Origin of the sequence: Streptomyces sp. NPDC046759 (genome assembly GCF_040645475.1) — a bacterium.
Taxonomy (GTDB): Bacteria; Actinomycetota; Actinomycetes; order Streptomycetales; family Streptomycetaceae; genus Streptomyces.
The window spans coordinates 1-14,919 of record NZ_JBEYYJ010000041.1 but is presented as its reverse complement, the minus strand read 5'-3'; the positions used below and the strand labels follow the sequence as shown (position 1 = coordinate 14,919).

At 72.2% G+C, this 14,919-nt stretch carries 15 protein-coding genes; 9 read left to right on the top strand and 6 right to left on the bottom strand.

Annotated elements, in window-relative coordinates; translation table 11 throughout:
- Positions 1-129 precede the first annotated feature (129 nt).
- A complete protein-coding gene (locus ABZ919_RS37220) occupies positions 130-1,341 on the bottom strand; it encodes a cytochrome P450 (RefSeq protein ID WP_361257307.1) in 1,212 nt (403 codons plus the stop codon).
- Positions 1,338-2,048, bottom strand: a complete 711-nt coding sequence (locus tag ABZ919_RS37215) for a tRNA-dependent cyclodipeptide synthase (protein WP_361257304.1) — start codon at positions 2,046-2,048, stop codon at positions 1,338-1,340. The genes ABZ919_RS37220 and ABZ919_RS37215 overlap by 4 nt, the downstream gene beginning before the upstream one ends.
- A 188-nt stretch (positions 2,049-2,236) precedes the next feature.
- Between ABZ919_RS37215 and ABZ919_RS37210 the strand changes: the two genes are divergently transcribed.
- The 5 genes from ABZ919_RS37210 (at position 2,237) to ABZ919_RS37190 (ending at position 7,176) form a co-directional block, all read left to right on the top strand.
- Positions 2,237-3,118, top strand: coding sequence for a fructosamine kinase family protein (locus ABZ919_RS37210; protein ID WP_361257301.1), 882 nt, complete (start codon positions 2,237-2,239; stop codon positions 3,116-3,118).
- Between the two features lie 218 nt (positions 3,119-3,336).
- Positions 3,337-3,528: a putative ATP-grasp-modified RiPP gene (gene tgmA, locus ABZ919_RS37205; protein WP_020938095.1), complete on the top strand. Its 192-nt coding sequence runs from the start codon at positions 3,337-3,339 to the stop codon at positions 3,526-3,528.
- Positions 3,529-3,545: 17 nt separating this feature from the next.
- On the top strand, positions 3,546-4,529 hold the full coding sequence (tgmB, locus tag ABZ919_RS37200) for an ATP-grasp ribosomal peptide maturase (RefSeq protein WP_361257297.1): 984 nt from the start codon (positions 3,546-3,548) through the stop codon (positions 4,527-4,529).
- A gap of 35 nt (positions 4,530-4,564) precedes the next feature.
- Entirely contained in the window at positions 4,565-5,452 is an 888-nt protein-coding gene (locus ABZ919_RS37195; protein WP_361257294.1) for a Gfo/Idh/MocA family oxidoreductase, read from the top strand.
- A gap of 617 nt (positions 5,453-6,069) precedes the next feature.
- Positions 6,070-7,176: a PP2C family protein-serine/threonine phosphatase gene (locus ABZ919_RS37190; RefSeq protein ID WP_361257291.1), complete on the top strand. Its 1,107-nt coding sequence runs from the start codon at positions 6,070-6,072 to the stop codon at positions 7,174-7,176.
- 12 nt (positions 7,177-7,188) lie between these two features.
- Here ABZ919_RS37190 and ABZ919_RS37185 read toward each other — a convergent pair whose 3' ends face one another.
- Positions 7,189-7,629, bottom strand: coding sequence for an Lrp/AsnC family transcriptional regulator (locus ABZ919_RS37185; RefSeq protein ID WP_361257289.1), 441 nt, complete (start codon positions 7,627-7,629; stop codon positions 7,189-7,191).
- A gap of 51 nt (positions 7,630-7,680) precedes the next feature.
- Positions 7,681-9,030, bottom strand: coding sequence for a transaminase (locus ABZ919_RS37180; RefSeq protein ID WP_361257286.1), 1,350 nt, complete (start codon positions 9,028-9,030; stop codon positions 7,681-7,683).
- Positions 9,031-9,320: 290 nt separating this feature from the next.
- On the opposite strand from ABZ919_RS37180, the gene ABZ919_RS37175 reads away from it, so the two are divergent.
- Entirely contained in the window at positions 9,321-9,788 is a 468-nt protein-coding gene (locus ABZ919_RS37175; RefSeq protein ID WP_361257283.1) for a hypothetical protein, read from the top strand.
- 4 nt (positions 9,789-9,792) lie between these two features.
- On the opposite strand, the gene ABZ919_RS37170 is transcribed toward ABZ919_RS37175, so the two are convergent.
- Positions 9,793-10,026 carry a hypothetical protein gene (locus ABZ919_RS37170; protein ID WP_361257280.1) on the bottom strand — a complete coding sequence of 78 codons (234 nt, stop codon included), beginning with the start codon at positions 10,024-10,026 and terminating at the stop codon, positions 9,793-9,795.
- Positions 10,027-10,821: 795 nt separating this feature from the next.
- Here ABZ919_RS37170 and ABZ919_RS37165 point away from each other — a divergent pair.
- From ABZ919_RS37165 to ABZ919_RS37155, 3 genes are all read left to right on the top strand, one after another.
- Positions 10,822-11,442, top strand: coding sequence for an L-threonylcarbamoyladenylate synthase (locus ABZ919_RS37165; protein ID WP_361257276.1), 621 nt, complete (start codon positions 10,822-10,824; stop codon positions 11,440-11,442).
- A 117-nt stretch (positions 11,443-11,559) separates the two neighbouring features.
- Positions 11,560-12,315, top strand: coding sequence for a dienelactone hydrolase family protein (locus ABZ919_RS37160; RefSeq protein WP_361257412.1), 756 nt, complete (start codon positions 11,560-11,562; stop codon positions 12,313-12,315).
- Positions 12,316-12,488: 173 nt separating this feature from the next.
- Positions 12,489-13,688: a glycoside hydrolase family 64 protein gene (locus ABZ919_RS37155; RefSeq protein WP_361257273.1), complete on the top strand. Its 1,200-nt coding sequence runs from the start codon at positions 12,489-12,491 to the stop codon at positions 13,686-13,688.
- Between the two features lie 52 nt (positions 13,689-13,740).
- Here ABZ919_RS37155 and ABZ919_RS37150 read toward each other — a convergent pair.
- A partial coding sequence (locus ABZ919_RS37150; protein ID WP_361257270.1) for a M4 family metallopeptidase occupies positions 13,741-14,919 on the bottom strand: 1,179 nt, incomplete at its 5' end.

Sequence of the window (14,919 nt, the reverse complement as noted above, 5' to 3'; positions counted from 1 at the left end):
TCGGTGAGCCCCGTCGGCCCGCCGGCCGCTCCTGCGACGCGCCCCGTCCCGTCCACCCGGCGAGGCGTACGGCGCTCCCGCCCGGGGTGCCGGGTCGGGGGCGCCGTACGGGTGAACGGGGTGTCCCGGTTACCAGGTCACCGGCAGCCGCTCGGGGAGGCGCTTCATGAAGCCCGTGCGCCACACCAGTTGGCCGGAGGGTACGGCGAGTGCGAGGTCCGGCAGGCGGTCGAGGAGGACCTCCAGGGCGATCCGGGCGTGTGCGCGGCCGAGCGCGGTGGCGGGGCAGTAGTGGGCGCCGCCGCCGAAGGAGAGGTGGTCGTCGGCGTTGTCCCGGTGGATGTCGAAGCGGTGCGGGTCGGGGAACTTCGCCGGGTCCAGGTTGGCGCCCTCCACCAGCACCAGGACGAGCTCGCCCTCGCGGATGTCGACGTCGCCGAGCCGTACGTCCTCCAGGGCGAGGCGCGGCAGGGCGTCGCCGATGGAGAGGTTGACCCTCAGCAGTTCCTCCACGCCGCCACCGGTCAGGTCCGGTCGGTCGCGGAGGAGGTCGCGGGCGATGGGGTGGGTGAGCAGGTAGACCAGGGCCATCGCGAGGAAGCCGGACGTGGAGATCACTCCGGCGCCGAACATCGTGACCCCGACGGTGGCCAGCATCTCGTCGGTGAGGTGGGCGTAGTCGGGGTCGTCGCGCAGGGCCGCGAGTTCGCCCATCAGACCGTCCGTCGCGGGGTCGCCGAGCAGGGCCGCCATCCGGGCGATGTCGCGGTCCCAGTTGATCTTCGCACCGGTGATCGGGCACGGCGAGTTCATGAAGGCGATGTCGAGGCTGCGCAGGAAGGCCGGGGCCTCGGTCTGCGGGATGCCGAGGATGCGGCAGTGCATGCCGGCCGAGTACGGATCGCAGAACGCGGCGCGCAGGTCTGCCGTCGGTCCGTCGGCCGCCATCCGGTCCACCAGCCGGTGCGCCTCCACGCGCAGCCACTCCATCACTCCCGGCGACTTCGGGTTGAGCGCCTTCATCACCGCCCGGCGCAGCCCGGCGCCGGTGATGTTGCCCATGTTGTTCACGACCTCCGGCGGGATCGTGAGCGCGTACTGCCGGGGCACTCCGGGGGCGGAGGTGTCCTTCAGGGAGAACCGGTCGTCCTTCAGGACCTGCGCGCACAGGTTGTACGACGACACGAGCCAGGCCTCGTCGCCGGCGATGGTCCGCACGCGCCGTACGGGGGTGGCGGCGCGCAGGTCCTCGACCTCGGCGGGCACCCGGGTGCCGTCCCAGGAGAACGGGAAGTCGGGCAGGGGCGGCTGGCCTGCACGGCAGCCGGAGTCGGTGGTCATGCGGCGGTTCCTTCGGAGGCGGCGGGGGTGACGACGGCGTGGCCCTGGTTGCGCGAGGCGCGCAGGCCGGCCCCACGTGAGTACAGCAGTTCGGCCATCGGCAGCGGTTGGTGGTAACAGTTGAGCGACGAGGGCACCTTGAGGATGGCGGGGGTGTCCAGGAACAGCGGCGCCTCGGCGCACACGTACTCCAGGCACACGGCACGCTGCCGCTCGGTCGGAGCCTCCCCACGCGCACTGAGGAAACGATTCACCAGGGCTTCGCAGGTGCCCCGGAAGGCCGCGTCGGAGACCAGGCGCGCCCTGAGGTGCCGGTGGATGTCCCGGTAGGCGGGGTTGGTGCGGAACTCGGACATCGGGTGCCAGTCCAGCCGCCGGCCCTCCGGGTCGGCCGCCGTCACGGCGTCACGGACCTTGGCGCGCACACCGCGCAGGTTCTTCACCGCCTTGCGCCGGGCCTCGTCGGGCGGGTAGCCGGACGCCTCGTACATCTCGGCGACGTACAGGTCGGTGTAGACGAAGTCGACCTTGTCGAAGTGGTCCAGTCCCCAGCGGGCGAGATCGTGCAGGCGGCGGGCGGAGAAATAGCTGTTGCCCGGGGACACTCCGATCACGGCGTGCGCGCCCTCGCCCAGGATGACTTCGCAGTGGGAGGTGTACGGCTGGACTTCGAAGACGTCGGCCATCAGCACGGATGCTGTGGTCAAGGGGAAACCCTCCGCCGCGCACTAGTCCCGGCGGGGCCCTGTGCCCCCGGTGTGGCCACGCGGCGCCCTCACGCTAGCGGTACGGATTCAGCACGGGTAGTGACCATCTGGGTTTGGCCGAAAACAGTCGTAGTAATGGTTGAAGTGCCCTCCTGCCTGGCCGCTTGTCGGGGCCGTACCCTGAGGCCGTGGTCGATCGAGACGAGGATCGCGAGGATCCGGGACAGGCGGCGTCGCGCCTCACCGGACGCCCGGTCACCGGTACACGGGGGGACTCCGGATCGCCCGCCGAGGTCATCCTGGACGGCGGGACGCCGGTGATGGTGAAGCGGGGTGACGCTCCCGGGGCCGTGCGCGCCGAGGTGACGGGGCTGCGCTGGCTCGCCGCCGCGGGCGCGGTCCGGGTGCCCGCGGTGCTCGGCCACGACGAACGCTGGATGGTGACGGAGCGGGTACCCACCGGGCATCCGGATCCCGTAACGGCGCAACGTTTCGGCCAGGCCCTGGCCGTCCTGCACGCCGCAGGGGCTTCGGATTTCGGAGCGCCGCCGCCCGGCGGCCCCGAGGACGCGTTCATCGGCCTCGCCCCCATGCGCAACGTGCCGGACGGCGAGTGGCCCCGCTGGTACGCCGAGCACCGGGTGCTGCCGTATGTGCGCGACGCCGTCGACCGGGGCACGCTCCGCCCGGGCGAGGCGGCCGTCTTCGAACGGGTCTGCGCCCGGCTGCCCGGTCTGGCGGGCCCCGCCGAGCCGCCCGCGCGACTGCACGGGGACCTGTGGAACGGCAATGTGCTGTGGGGCGCCGACGGCGAGGTCCGGCTCATCGACCCGGCCGCGCACGGCGGACACCGGGAGACCGACCTGGCGATGCTCCGGCTCTTCGGCTGCCCCTTTCTCGAGCAGGTGCTCGCCGGGTACGAGCAGACGGCACCGCTCGCGCCGGGCTGGCGCGAGCGGGTGGGCGTGCACCAGCTGTTCCCGCTGCTGGTGCACGCGGTGCTGTTCGGACGCGGATACGCGGAACAGGCCTTGACCGTGGCACGGGGCGCGTTGTCGCTCATGGGATGACGGCCGTGTACGTCACGAGTCGCGCAACGCCGCGGGCCCCGTCGGCGTCCTGAGCCATGGGGGCGCGCCGTCCTGCCCGCACACCGTGACCACGCACCGACGCCTCCTCGTTCCAGGGGCCTTTCCGGCGCCGCTCCGACCTGCGGTTACTCAGCGTGAGGAAACCAATCACCCGTTCGATTCGTATAAGGACGTGAAAGCCGAAACAGGGAGAGACCATGCAACCGTTCACGCTCAACTACGCGCGCCCCGCTGTGCAGTTGGACGTCACCACTCCGTATGCGTACGACTCCGGACTGCAGTTGAACGTCCTCCCGGACGGGCGGATCGCCGCCACCGACCACGCGACCCTGAGAGCTCTGGGGACCACGACCTCGACGGCCGGTTCCAAGACCCACTTCGACGACTGAACCGCGGGCCTCGGAAGATGACCGTGCTCATCCTGACCAGTGAAGAGGACGTGACGGCGGACATGGTGGTCCTCCGGCTGAGCGAGGCCGGCGTACCCGTCGTCCGGCTGGATCCCGCGGATCTGACCAACGGGGTGGCGCTGTCGGGCGAATACGTGCAGGGGACCGGCCATGGGCATCTGTCCGTCGGCGGGCGCCTGGTGAGCATGAGCGGCCTGCGCTCCATCTGGGTGCGCAGGCCCGGGAACGCGGCCGCTCGCGCCGCCCAGCCGTCCGCCTGGCTGACGGAGGAGTCGTCACAGGCGCTGTACGGCATGCTGCGTACCACCGGCGCGCGCTGGATGAACCATCCGGACGCGGCCCGACGCGCCCGCCACAAGCCCTGGCAGCTGCACCTCGCCCAGCAGAGCGCCCTGGCCGTGCCGGCGACGCTGATCACCACGTTCCCGCAGGCGGCCCGGGAGTTCGCGGAGCGCTTCCCGGACCTGGTGGTCAAGCCGGTGTCCGGCGCGCATCCGCAGGAGCCGCCGCGTGCGGTGCCGACCAGCCGGGTCGCGCCGGACACCGACTTCTCGGCGGTGGCCTTCGGTCCGACGCTGCTGCAACGGCGGATCGCCAAACGGGCCGACATCCGGCTGACCGCCGTCGGCGACACACTGCTGGCCGCGCGCAAGCCGGCCGACCCGGACGCCCACCCGGACGACGTGGACGTCCGGTTCGCCCCCTCGGGCTCTCCCTGGCTGCCCGCGGAGGTTCCGCCGCGCGTGGCCGAGGGGGTGCGGCGGTACCTGAAGGGCGCGGAACTGGCCTACGGCGCATTCGACTTCGCGGAGGACGCGGACGGGATCTGGTGGTTCCTCGAGTGCAACCAGTCGGGTCAGTTCGGGTTCGTGGAGATGGACACGGGTCAGCCCATCGCGGCCACGATCGCCAAGTGGCTTGCCGGGGACGGGGTTCCGGACGGCAGGTGTGCGGAGGGTGACCGGAGCGCAGCCTCTTGAGGGTGCGGGGATCGGCTCGGAGAAAGGAACGCCATATGCGCATCGGACTGCTGGGAACGGGTCCTTGGGCCCGAGCGGCGTACGCACCCGCCCTCGCCGGGCACCCCGGTGCTCAGTTCGCCGGGGTCTGGGGCCGCCGGCCCGGGGCGGCCACGCAGCTGGCCGAGCAGTACGGCGTCCCCGCCTACGGCGACGTGGACGCGCTGCTCGCCGACGTGGACGCGGTGGCAGTGGCGCTGCCGCCGTCCGTGCAGGCCGAGTTGGCGGTGCGGGCGGCCCGGGCGGGCCGTCATCTGCTGCTGGACAAGCCGCTCGCGGTATCGGTGGCCGAGGGGCGGGCCGTCGTGGACGCGGTGGAGCGGGCCGGGGTGGCCTCGGTGGTGTTCTTCACGGCACGCTTCCAGAAGGAGCCGGACGCCTGGATCGAGGAACAGGCCGCCGTGGCGGGCTGGTTCACGGCCCGGGCGCAGTGGTTGGGGGCCGTGTTCACCTCCGACAGCCCGTTCGCGGCCTCGCCGTGGCGGCGGGAGAAAGGCGCGCTGTGGGACGTCGGCCCGCACGCCCTGTCGGTCCTGCTGCCCGTGCTCGGCGACGTGCGGCAGGTCGTGGCGGCGGCGCACGGACCCGCCGACACGGTGCATCTGGTGCTCGACCACGCCACCGGCGCGTCGAGCACCCTCACGCTGAGCCTGACGGCTCCGCCCGCGGCGGCCGGGGCCGATGTGGAACTGCGGGGCGAGGCGGGCGTGGCGTCGATGCCGGGGAGTTCCGAAGGGGCGATCCCCGCGCTCACCCGCGCCACCGACGCCCTGCTGGCGGCGGCCCGACGCGGCCGCCCGCACGCCTGCGACGCCGCCTTCGGGCTCCGCGTCACCGAGATCCTGGCGACGGCGGAGGCCCGCCTGGCGGCCGGCACGGATTAGGACCCGGCTGCCGGACCGGGCCACAGCGGGCGACGGCGCGCTCCGGCCCGCGCCTACCGGCGGTGTCGGTGGCGAGACGTTCGAGGGCCTTCCCGGCGACGGCGCGCTCCGGCCCGCGCCTACCGGCGGTGCCGGTGGCGAGACGTTCGAGGGCCTTCCCGGCGACGGCCGGGTTCCGGCCGCCGCCCGGGCCGACGTCCGGCTTGCCGCCGCCGGGGGCGAGAGCGAAGGGCGCCTGCCGGAGTCGTGGCACTGCTCGCCGAACAGCAGGCGCAGGCGGGCGTCACGGCCGAGGATCCATGGGCGTGTCCCCTTGCCCTGGCCGATCTGCCGGGACGGTACGCCGGGCCTGCGGGGCGAGGGTCGGCGGCAGCTGAGCCGGGCTGACTGCCCAGCACCTCGCTCATGGCCGTACTCGCCCTCCCGTCCGGGTCGCCCCACCGATGAGCCGGCCGCGGAGCCCGCCGTCCGACGTGCGGAGGCCCACGCGGGCACGACTGCCGGCCCGGCCCACGGGCGCACAGCCGCGGGCCGGGCGGACTTCACGCAGTGCCGCCCCGCGGTACCGGAGTCCCGGGCGGGAGGCTCGGGTGCCGAGGGCGGCGTAGCTTGGGGTTGTGAGATCGGTGCGCGGCGGGTCGTCGCGTCGGGACCTGGAGGATCGCGGCTGGCTGCGGGGCGCGCCGCCGCCGTGGTGGGTGCGGGTGCTGCCCGTGCTGCTCCTGGTGGGCGTCACCGTGGCCACGGTGATCACTCCGGACGCGCAGGACGCCGGTTTCGTGCTGGGGGCGATCCCGCCGCTGGCGGTGCTGTCGTACGGCCCACTCGCGACCGGGACGCTCGGACTGGGGGTCGTTGTGGTGCTGAACGTGCCGGCCACGCATCTGAACCGCCCCGGCAACACCGATCTGCTGACGATCGTGTTCGTGGCCGCCCTGAGTGTGTTCGTGTCGTACGTGCGCACTCGTCGGGACGCCCAGCTGGACACCGAGCGGGCGATCGGCGAGGCCGTGCAGCGGGCCGTGATGCCGCCGCTGCCGGAGCGGGTCGGCAGCGTGGGCTGCTGGGGCTTCTACCGGGCCGCGCAGGACGGGACGCTGGTGGGCGGGGACTTCTACGACGTCCGGGACGGCCCCTACGGGGTGCGCGCGGTGATGGGGGACGTCCAGGGGCACGGGCTGTCGGCGGTCTCGACGGTGGTGACGTTGCTGGGTGCCTTCCGGGAGGCGGTGCTGGACCAGCCGGATCTGGAGTCGGTCGCCGCGCGGATGGACCGCAGGCTCGCGGTGGACTCGGCGGGCACACGGCACGCCGAGCTGTTCGCCACCGGGGTTCTGATGGAGTTCTCGCCCGACGGGCGTGCGGTACGGGTGGTGGCCTGCGGCCATCCGGCCCCGGTGCTGCTGCAGGAGCGGCAGGCCGTGGAGGTGACGGTCGTACCGGGACCGCCGCTGGGACTCGGTCTGCTCGACGCCGACACGCCGAAGGGGGTGACGGTGACGCTCGGGCCGGGCGACCGGCTGTTTCTGGCCTCAGACGGGGTGTGGGAGGCTCGGGGCGCCGACGACGCCTTCTACCCGCTCCGCGCGCGGCTGGCCGACCTGTCCGGTACGGCGTCCACCGAGCTCCCCTCGGCGGTCTGGGCGGATCTCGTACGGCATGCGTACGACATCCGGGACGACGTCAGCATGCTGGTCCTGGCGCCGCGGCCACCGGGTCCCTGACGGCAGCGCCGGTCAGCCCACGTCCCACAGGAAGCGGTGGGTGTGGATGCCGAAGTAGGGAAAGGACTGGATCTCGCGGACGCCGTCCAGGGGACGTACCACGTCGTTGACGAAGTCCAGCAGCGCCTTCGGGCCGGGGGCGACCACCTCGGCGAACAGGTCGAATCCGCCTGAGGTCAGCACGGAGTAGACGACCTCCGGACGTTCGGCGAGGAAGTCGGCGACGGTGCGGGGGTCGCCGTCCACGCCGATGCCGAGCAGGGCCATGGCCTGACCGCCCATGGCCATCGGGTCGGTGACCCCGACCACCTGGACGGTCTTGGAGTCCAGCAGGCGCTGCAGCCGCTGCCGGGCCGCCGAGGCGGACAGGCCGACCCTCGGGCCGAGGTCGGCGTAGGCGATACGTCCGTCGGTCTGCAGCTCGCGCAGGATGGCCCGGTCGATCTCGTCCACGCGTGTCCTTTCGTGTGCGGCGCCGGCCCGCTCCCGGACCGGCCGCGGGTCTCAGCCCGCCAGTTCGGCGAGGGCGGCGGCGAAGACCTCGGTGTGGGTGTCGACGTCCCGTTCGGTGGTGTCGGGGCACATGAGTGCCATGTTGTGGAACGGGGTCAGCAGGATGCCCCGGTTGGCGAGGTAGAGGTGCAGGAAGTCCTCCAGCTCCGGGTCGGAGGCGGTCGCGGACTCGGTGCCGTTGCGCGGCGCCGGGGTGGTGAAACGGTACTCGGTGCGGGCGCCGAGCCGGCTCACGGACCAGGGCAGCCGGTGCGCCTCGATGCCCGCCCGGACACCCGCCTCGAAACGCTCGGAGAGCTTGCTCATGCGGGCGAACGCCTCGTCGGTGAGGACATGTTCGAGGGTGGCCCGCATCGCGGCGACCGACAGCGGGTTGCCGGCCAGGGTGCCGCCCACGCCGCCCATGTCGACCAGGTCCAGGTCGGTGCGGGCCAGCAGTCGTTCGGCGAGTTCCGCGCAGAGCCCATAGGCGCCGGCCGGGATGCCGCCGCCGATCGCCTTGCCGATGGTCAGCAGGTCGGGCTCGAGGTCCCAGGCCGCCGTGCAGCCGCCGGGTCCGGCGGAGAAGGTGTGGGTCTCGTCGTTGATGAGCAGGCTGCCGTACCGCCTGGTCAGCTCGCGGACGCCGGCGAGATGGCCGGGCTCGGGCAGGACGATGCCGATGTTGGTGAGCGCGGGTTCCATCAGGACGGCGGCGACGTCACCGTGGGCCAGCTCGCGTTCCAGGCCGGCCAGGTCGTTGAACTCCGCCACCCGGCTGGTCAGTGTGACGTCGCACGGGGCGCCGACGTTGCCGGGGCGGGCGGTGCCCGCGCCGTCCGGGCCCACCACGATCAGCGACTCGTCGACGCTGCCGTGGTAGCAGTAGCTGTTCACGAGGATCTTCGGGCGTCCGGTGACGGCCCGGGCGAGGCGGATCGCCCAGCGGTTGGCGTCGGTCGCGGTCAGCGAGAAGCTCCAGCGCGCCAGGCCGAACCGGCGGGTCAGCTCGGCGCCCACCCACTCGGCGTCCTCCGTGGGCAGCATCGCCGTGGCCCCGCCCAGCTCGGTGAACCGCCGCTGCACCGCCTCGGTGACCGGGGCGGGTGAGTGACCGGCCATCGCACCCGTGTCGCCGAGGCAGAAGTCGATGTACTCGTGCCCGTCCACATCGGTGACCCGGGCTCCGCGCGCACCGGCCAGATAGCGGGGGAAGGCACCGGCCGTCTTGTTCATCCAGGTCATCGGGACCCGGCCGAAGAGATGACCGGCCCCGGCATAGGCCGCGCGCGAGCGCGGGTTGCGGCGCTCGGCCTCGGCGCTCTCGCGGGCCAGCAGGGCGTGCAGACGCGTGCGGTCCATGGGTGCCTCACTGCAGACTATGGCGGATGACGTGACCATACGATCGATGCAGTGCCTCACTCAAGAGTCGACGCATGAATCAATTGTCATGGCGATAGAATCGAGTGTCCTCTGGGTCCACCGCCACCGTGGGAGTGACGCCCGCCCTTCCGCCGCATGACGAACCGGCAGCCGGAGTTCGAACATCCCGGCTGAAACGCCAGGGTTCGCCACCCCTTCCGCCACGTAGAAATATCTACGAGCATGCATATGCCGCCGTCGCGGGCGAGCGAGGACACCCGGAGCAGTGCATGACGAACACGATGTGGATGCGGGGCGTGGAATGGCTCGCCGCCGCGGCTGCCGACCCGCGCTCCTGCAAATGGAAGTGGGATCACGGTGAGGGCGTCGCACTGCTGGAGGCGGGCCGTTTCTGGGACGTGCTGAGCGTCCCAGAACGGCTGGGCCTGCTCACGCTGGACCTGCTGTGGCGGCCCGGGCTGCCCCTGCCCGGGCCGACGCTGGTCGACACGGCGGCGGGCCGGGTCGGGTTCTTCCTGCCGCCGGACCCGTGCGAGGGCTGGGTGGGCTCCGGCCTGCGGTACGCGACGAAGGGTGCCTGGGTCGCCGTACCGCCGCCCTATCGGCCCGCGCGTTCCCTCGAGTGGCTCATGCCGCCGGACGGTACGGGCAGGCTCCACTCGCCCGGCGCCCTCGAGGAGGCACTGCGCCAGGCCAACGGCACCCTCGCCGTTCTCGCGCCGCTGTACGGGCAGTGACGGTTCAGGCCCGCCCGCGCACCGAACGCGTCGCCGGGGCCGGACCGGGAACGGTGGCGCGCAGTCCGTCCGGTTCCGGCACGGCCCGTCCCTGCGCCTGCCACTCCGCGACGAGCCGGGCATAGATCGGCTCGCTCGCCCGGTCCACCTGCGCCAGGCGGCGCATCCGGCGCATCCGGTCCAGCCGGTCGATCCGGTCCAGCCAATCCAGGCGGTTCGCCGGGTCCAAGCGGTTCATGCCGGGGCAACGCCCGTGGCCCGTCGCCGGTACGGCCCGCCCCCTCCGCTCACCGGGTCGGGTGAGGCCATCGCCCGAACGGGGTCTTCCGCCTGTCGGACAAACATCCCGCCGACCTCCCCGGTGGCCGGGCGTCCCAAGGGCGCGGTGGGACTGAGGGGGGGCCGCCGTCGCCGTCGCGGTGGGAACGCTGACGGCACCCGGCGCCACCGGGCCCGTATGGGCGGCACGGGCTCCCGCACCCGGCCGTCTCCGCCGCCGGCTCGCCGAGCCGGACTGCCCCGCGACCGGCCGTCCGTCCCCTCAACCCGGCGTGGCACGGCACGTCGACACCGCGGCGCGGCAGGTGACGCGCGAGGCGCGCATACCCGGCGCCACCGTTCGCATCCGGACGCCGGTACAACCGAGTCGCGTCCGCTCGTGCGGGGTCGCCGACAAGAGGATGACGGGCCGGAAGTCAGCACCTGGATCCCGGGTCCTTCAAGGCGCTGACCCCGAACCCGCAACGGGCTTTCACGTCCCAGCAGTTGCTCCCGACGCGTCGTCTCCCGCGCCGGACATGGCTCCGCCGGCGGCCCGGGGGGGTGTGGACCGCCGGCGGAGACGCCGCGTCCGGGGCCGGGGGGGAGGCCCAGGACCGCTCACGGGTCGCTTGCCCCGGAATCCGGGAAGTACTCGCCGGGCTCAGGTGGAGCGTGGGAAAAGGGCCATGACGAGCACCGGCGGATGCGGGGGCTTCACCCGGGCGACCCGGTGGTGCGCGACCGTCGGCCGCCGACGGCATAAGCTCGACGGGTGGCGAAGTACTTCGACGTGCACCCCGAGAACCCGCAGCCGCGCAGCATCGCGCAGATCGCCGACGCGATCCGCGCGGAAGCGCTCATCGCATACCCGACCGACTCCTGTTACGCGCTGGGCTGCCGGCTGGGCAGCCGGGACGGCATGGACCGGATCCGTGCGATCCGCCATCTGGACGACCGGCACCACTTCACGCTGATGTGCCGGGACTTCGCGCAGCTCGGCCAGTTCGTGCGGGTGGACAACGACGTCTTCCGGGCCGTGAAGGCGTCCACGCCCGGCAACTACACCTTCATCCTCCCGGCCACCCGGGAGGTGCCGCGCAAGCTGCTGCACCCGAAGAAGAAGACCGTGGGCGTGCGCATCCCGGACCACGTGGTCACCCAGGCACTGCTGGCGGAGCTGGGCGAGCCGCTGCTGTCCAGCACGCTCCTGCTGCCCAACGAGGAGGAGCCGCTCACGCAGGGCTGGGAGATCAAGGACCGGCTCGACCACGCGGTCGACGCCGTGGTGGACTCCGGCGACTGCGGCACCGAGCCGACGACGGTCGTGGACTTCTCCGGCGGCGAGGCGGAGATCGTACGGCGCGGTGCGGGAGACACCAGCCGGTTCGAGTGAGCGCATGTGGCACCGGGCGCGGGCTTACGGATCTTGCGTGACAGCATGGGGCGTATCCGTGGCGTCGCGGACGATCCCCCGCCCGACGCCGATTCCCCGAGGGAGGGTCTGCTCACCATGACCGGTGTCCAGGGAAACGATGTCGACGTCCGCACCGGGGACGGCGTCGCCGACGCCTACCTCGCCCATCCCGCCGACGGCCGCCCGCGTCCGGGCGTGCTGTTCTACCAGGACGCCTACGGACTGCGGCCGCACCTGCGCTCGATGGCCGACCGGCTGGCCGGCGCCGGCTACACCGTGCTCGTGCCGAACGTGTTCTACCGCCTGGGCCGGACCCCGGTCTTCGACCTGCCCGAGTTCATCGACCCGGGCGCCGACCCCACCATCTGGGAGCGGCTCGGCCCGACGGTGGGCTCGCTGACGCCGGACCAGGTCGAGCGGGACTCCCGCGCTTATCTGGGCTGGCTCGCGGACAGCCCGCTGGTCGCCGACGGGCCGGTCGCCCTGACCGGCTACTGCATGGGCGCCCGGCTCGCTCTGTGGACCGCGGCCGCGCACTCCGACCGGGTCGCCGCGGCGGCCGGATTCCACGGCGGCGGTCTCGCCACCGACGCCCGGACCAGCCCGCACCTGGGTGCCCCGAGCATCACCGCGGAGCTGTACTTCGGGCACGCCGACGACGATCCCTCGCTGCCCCCCGAGCAGATCGCGCGCTTCGAGGAGGCCCTGACCAAGGCCGGGGTGCGGCACACCTGCGAGGTCTATCCGGGCGCCCACCACGGTTACACGCAGGCGGACACCCCCGCGTACGACAAGGAGGCCGACGAGCGGCACTGGGCCGCCCTGCTCGGCCTGCTCGAGCGGACGTTCTGACGACGAGTCGTCGCCGGGCCAACGGCGGCCCGGCGCCCCGCCGTTCGGCCGGCGCCGGGCCGTTTCCCGTTCAACTCATTGACATGTACCCCCCACAGCACCACGCTGAGAGCGCTCTCAACCAGGTACGGACCACCATCCGTACGACCCCGACCCCACACGGAGGTAGGAGAGTGCTTCACACACGCACGCGCACCGCGCTGCCCCTGGCGGCCGCAGCGACCCTGGTCGGCGGGTTCCTCGCCGTCGGCGCCCCGGACCGTGCCGGCGCCGCCGTGCCCGACACCGTCCCGCTGAAGATCACCAACAACTCGGGCCGTTCCGGACCGGTCTACGTCTACGACCTGGGCACCCAGCTGTCCTCCGGGCAGCAGGGCTGGGCCGACGCGGGCGGCGTCTTCCACGCCTGGCCCGCCGGCGGGAACCCGCCGACGCCCGCTCCGGACGCGGCGATCGAGGGCCCGGCCGCCGGGCAGTCGAAGACGATCCGGATACCGAAGTTCTCCGGCCGGATCTACTTCTCCTACGGTCAGAAGCTCGACTTCCGGCTGACCACCGGCGGCCTGGTGCAGCCGGCCGTGCAGAATCCCTCCGACCCCAACCGGAACATCCTGTTCAACTGGTCCGAGTACACCCTCAACGACTCCGGGCTGTGGCTGAACAGCACCCAGGTGGACATGTTCTCGGCGCCGTACGCGGTCGGGGTGCAGCGCTCCGACGGCAGCGTGAGCAGCACGGGGCATCTGAAGCCCGGCGGCTACACGGGTTTCTTCAACGCACTGCGGAGCCAGTCGGGCGGCTGGTCCGGGCTGATCCAGACCCGCTCCGACGGCACGGAGCTGCGGGCGCTCTCGCCGCTGTACGGCGTGGAGACCGGGGCCCTGCCGGCGAACGTCATGGACGACTACGTCAACCGGGTCTGGCAGAAGTACACGACCTCGACGCTGACGGTCACGCCGTTCGCCGACCAGCCGAACACCCGGTACTACGGCCGGGTCTCGGGCGGCGTCATGAACTTCACCAATGCCTCGGGCGCCGTCGTCACCAGCTTCCAAAAGCCCGACGCGGACAGCGTCTTCGGCTGCCACAAGCTGCTCGACGCCCCCAACGACAACGTCCGCGGGCCCATCTCCCGGACGCTGTGCGCCGGTTTCAACCGCTCCACCCTGCTGACCAACCCCAACCAGCCGGACACCACGACGTCCGGTTTCTACCGGGATCCGGTGACGAACCAGTACGCGCGTGCCGTGCATGCGCAGATGGCGGACGGCAAGGCCTACGCGTTCGCCTTCGACGACGTCGGCAACCAGGAGTCGCTGGTGCACGACGGCAGCCCGCAGCAGGCCTACCTGACGCTCGATCCGCTCGGCTGACATGCAGCGGCCCCGCACCGCTCTTGGTGCGGGGCCGCGGAACGGTGGTGACTCAGCCGGTCGTCAGGGCGGTGTCGTCCACGACGAAGCTGGTCTGGAGCGAGGAGTCCTCCACGCCGTTGAACTTCAGCGTGACCGTCTGACCCGCCAGCGAGGACAGGTCGAAGGACTTCTGGCTGTAGCCGGAGGCCTTGTTCAGGTTCGAGTAGGTCGCGAGGGTCTTCGAACCGGCCGTGACCGTCAGCTTGTCGTACTGGGTGCTGGTGGTCGTCTCCGAGGTGTCGATGTGCAGGTAGAAGGTCAGGGTCGCCTTGCAGCCCGCGGGGATCGTCACCGACTGGGACAGGGTGTCGGTGTGCGAGGTGCCGTAGCCGTCCAGCCAGGCCTTGTAGGAGCCGCTGTGGGCCGCCTCACCGCTGTCGGTGGTGATGACGCCGCTGGTGGCGCTCCAACCGCTGCTGCCGGACTCGAAGCCGGGGTTGCTCAGCAGCTGGGCCGAGGTGCAACCGCCGCCGCCACTGGGGTTGACGGTCCAGCTGAAGCTCGCGGTACCGGTGGCGCCGGTGGAGTCGGTCACCGTCACGGTGGTGCTGTACGTCCCCGCCGTGGTCGGTGTACCGGTGATCAGGCCGGTGGAGCCGTTGATGGACAGGCCGGCCGGCAGTCCGGAGGCGCTGTACGTCAGGGCGCCGCTGTTGGTGCTGCTCGCCTGCACCTGGAGGCTGACGGCGGTACCGACGGTGGAGGTCTGGTTGCCCGGGTTGGTGACCGTCACCCCGTTGCCCGGCGGGGTGACATGGCTGCCGACGTTGATGCCGGCGAAGGCGTTGGCGACTCCTGCGTACTGGGCTGAGTTGGCGCCGTACAGCGCGGTGGCCGCGTTCAGGGCGGCGGTGCGGGCGCCGGCGTAGTCGGTGCTCGACGTCATGTAGCTCGTCAGCGCCTTGTACCAGATCTGCAGCGCGGCGGCGCGGCCGATGCCGGTGACGGCGACGCCGTCGGAGGTCGGGCTGTTGTAGGTCACGCCGTTGATGACCTTGGTGCCGCTGCCCTCCGACAGCAGGTAGAACATGTGGTTCGCCGGGCCCGAGGAGTAGTGCACGTCGAGGTTGCCGACGCCCGAGTACCAGCTGTCGGCCGAGCCGCCGTCCTTGCTGGGCTTGTCCATGTAGCGCAGCGGGGTGCCGTCGCCGTTGATGTTGATCTTCTCGCCGATGAGGTAGTCACCGGG

What these genes read in the sequence shown, in the direction of transcription:
- ABZ919_RS37220 (WP_361257307.1), bottom strand. Translation starts at nt 1,341, where the DNA reads ATGACCACCGACTCCGGCTGCCGTGCAGGCCAGCCGCCCCTGCCCGAC.
- ABZ919_RS37195 (WP_361257294.1), top strand. Translation starts at nt 4,565, where the DNA reads ATGCGCATCGGACTGCTGGGAACGGGTCCTTGGGCCCGAGCGGCGTAC.
- ABZ919_RS37180 (WP_361257286.1), bottom strand. Translation starts at nt 9,030, where the DNA reads ATGGACCGCACGCGTCTGCACGCCCTGCTGGCCCGCGAGAGCGCCGAG.
- ABZ919_RS37160 (WP_361257412.1), top strand. Translation starts at nt 11,560, where the DNA reads ATGACCGGTGTCCAGGGAAACGATGTCGACGTCCGCACCGGGGACGGC.
- ABZ919_RS37175 (WP_361257283.1), top strand. Translation starts at nt 9,321, where the DNA reads ATGACGAACACGATGTGGATGCGGGGCGTGGAATGGCTCGCCGCCGCG.
- tgmB (WP_361257297.1), top strand. Translation starts at nt 3,546, where the DNA reads ATGACCGTGCTCATCCTGACCAGTGAAGAGGACGTGACGGCGGACATG.
- ABZ919_RS37170 (WP_361257280.1), bottom strand. Translation starts at nt 10,026, where the DNA reads ATGAACCGCTTGGACCCGGCGAACCGCCTGGATTGGCTGGACCGGATC.
- tgmA (WP_020938095.1), top strand. Translation starts at nt 3,337, where the DNA reads ATGCAACCGTTCACGCTCAACTACGCGCGCCCCGCTGTGCAGTTGGAC.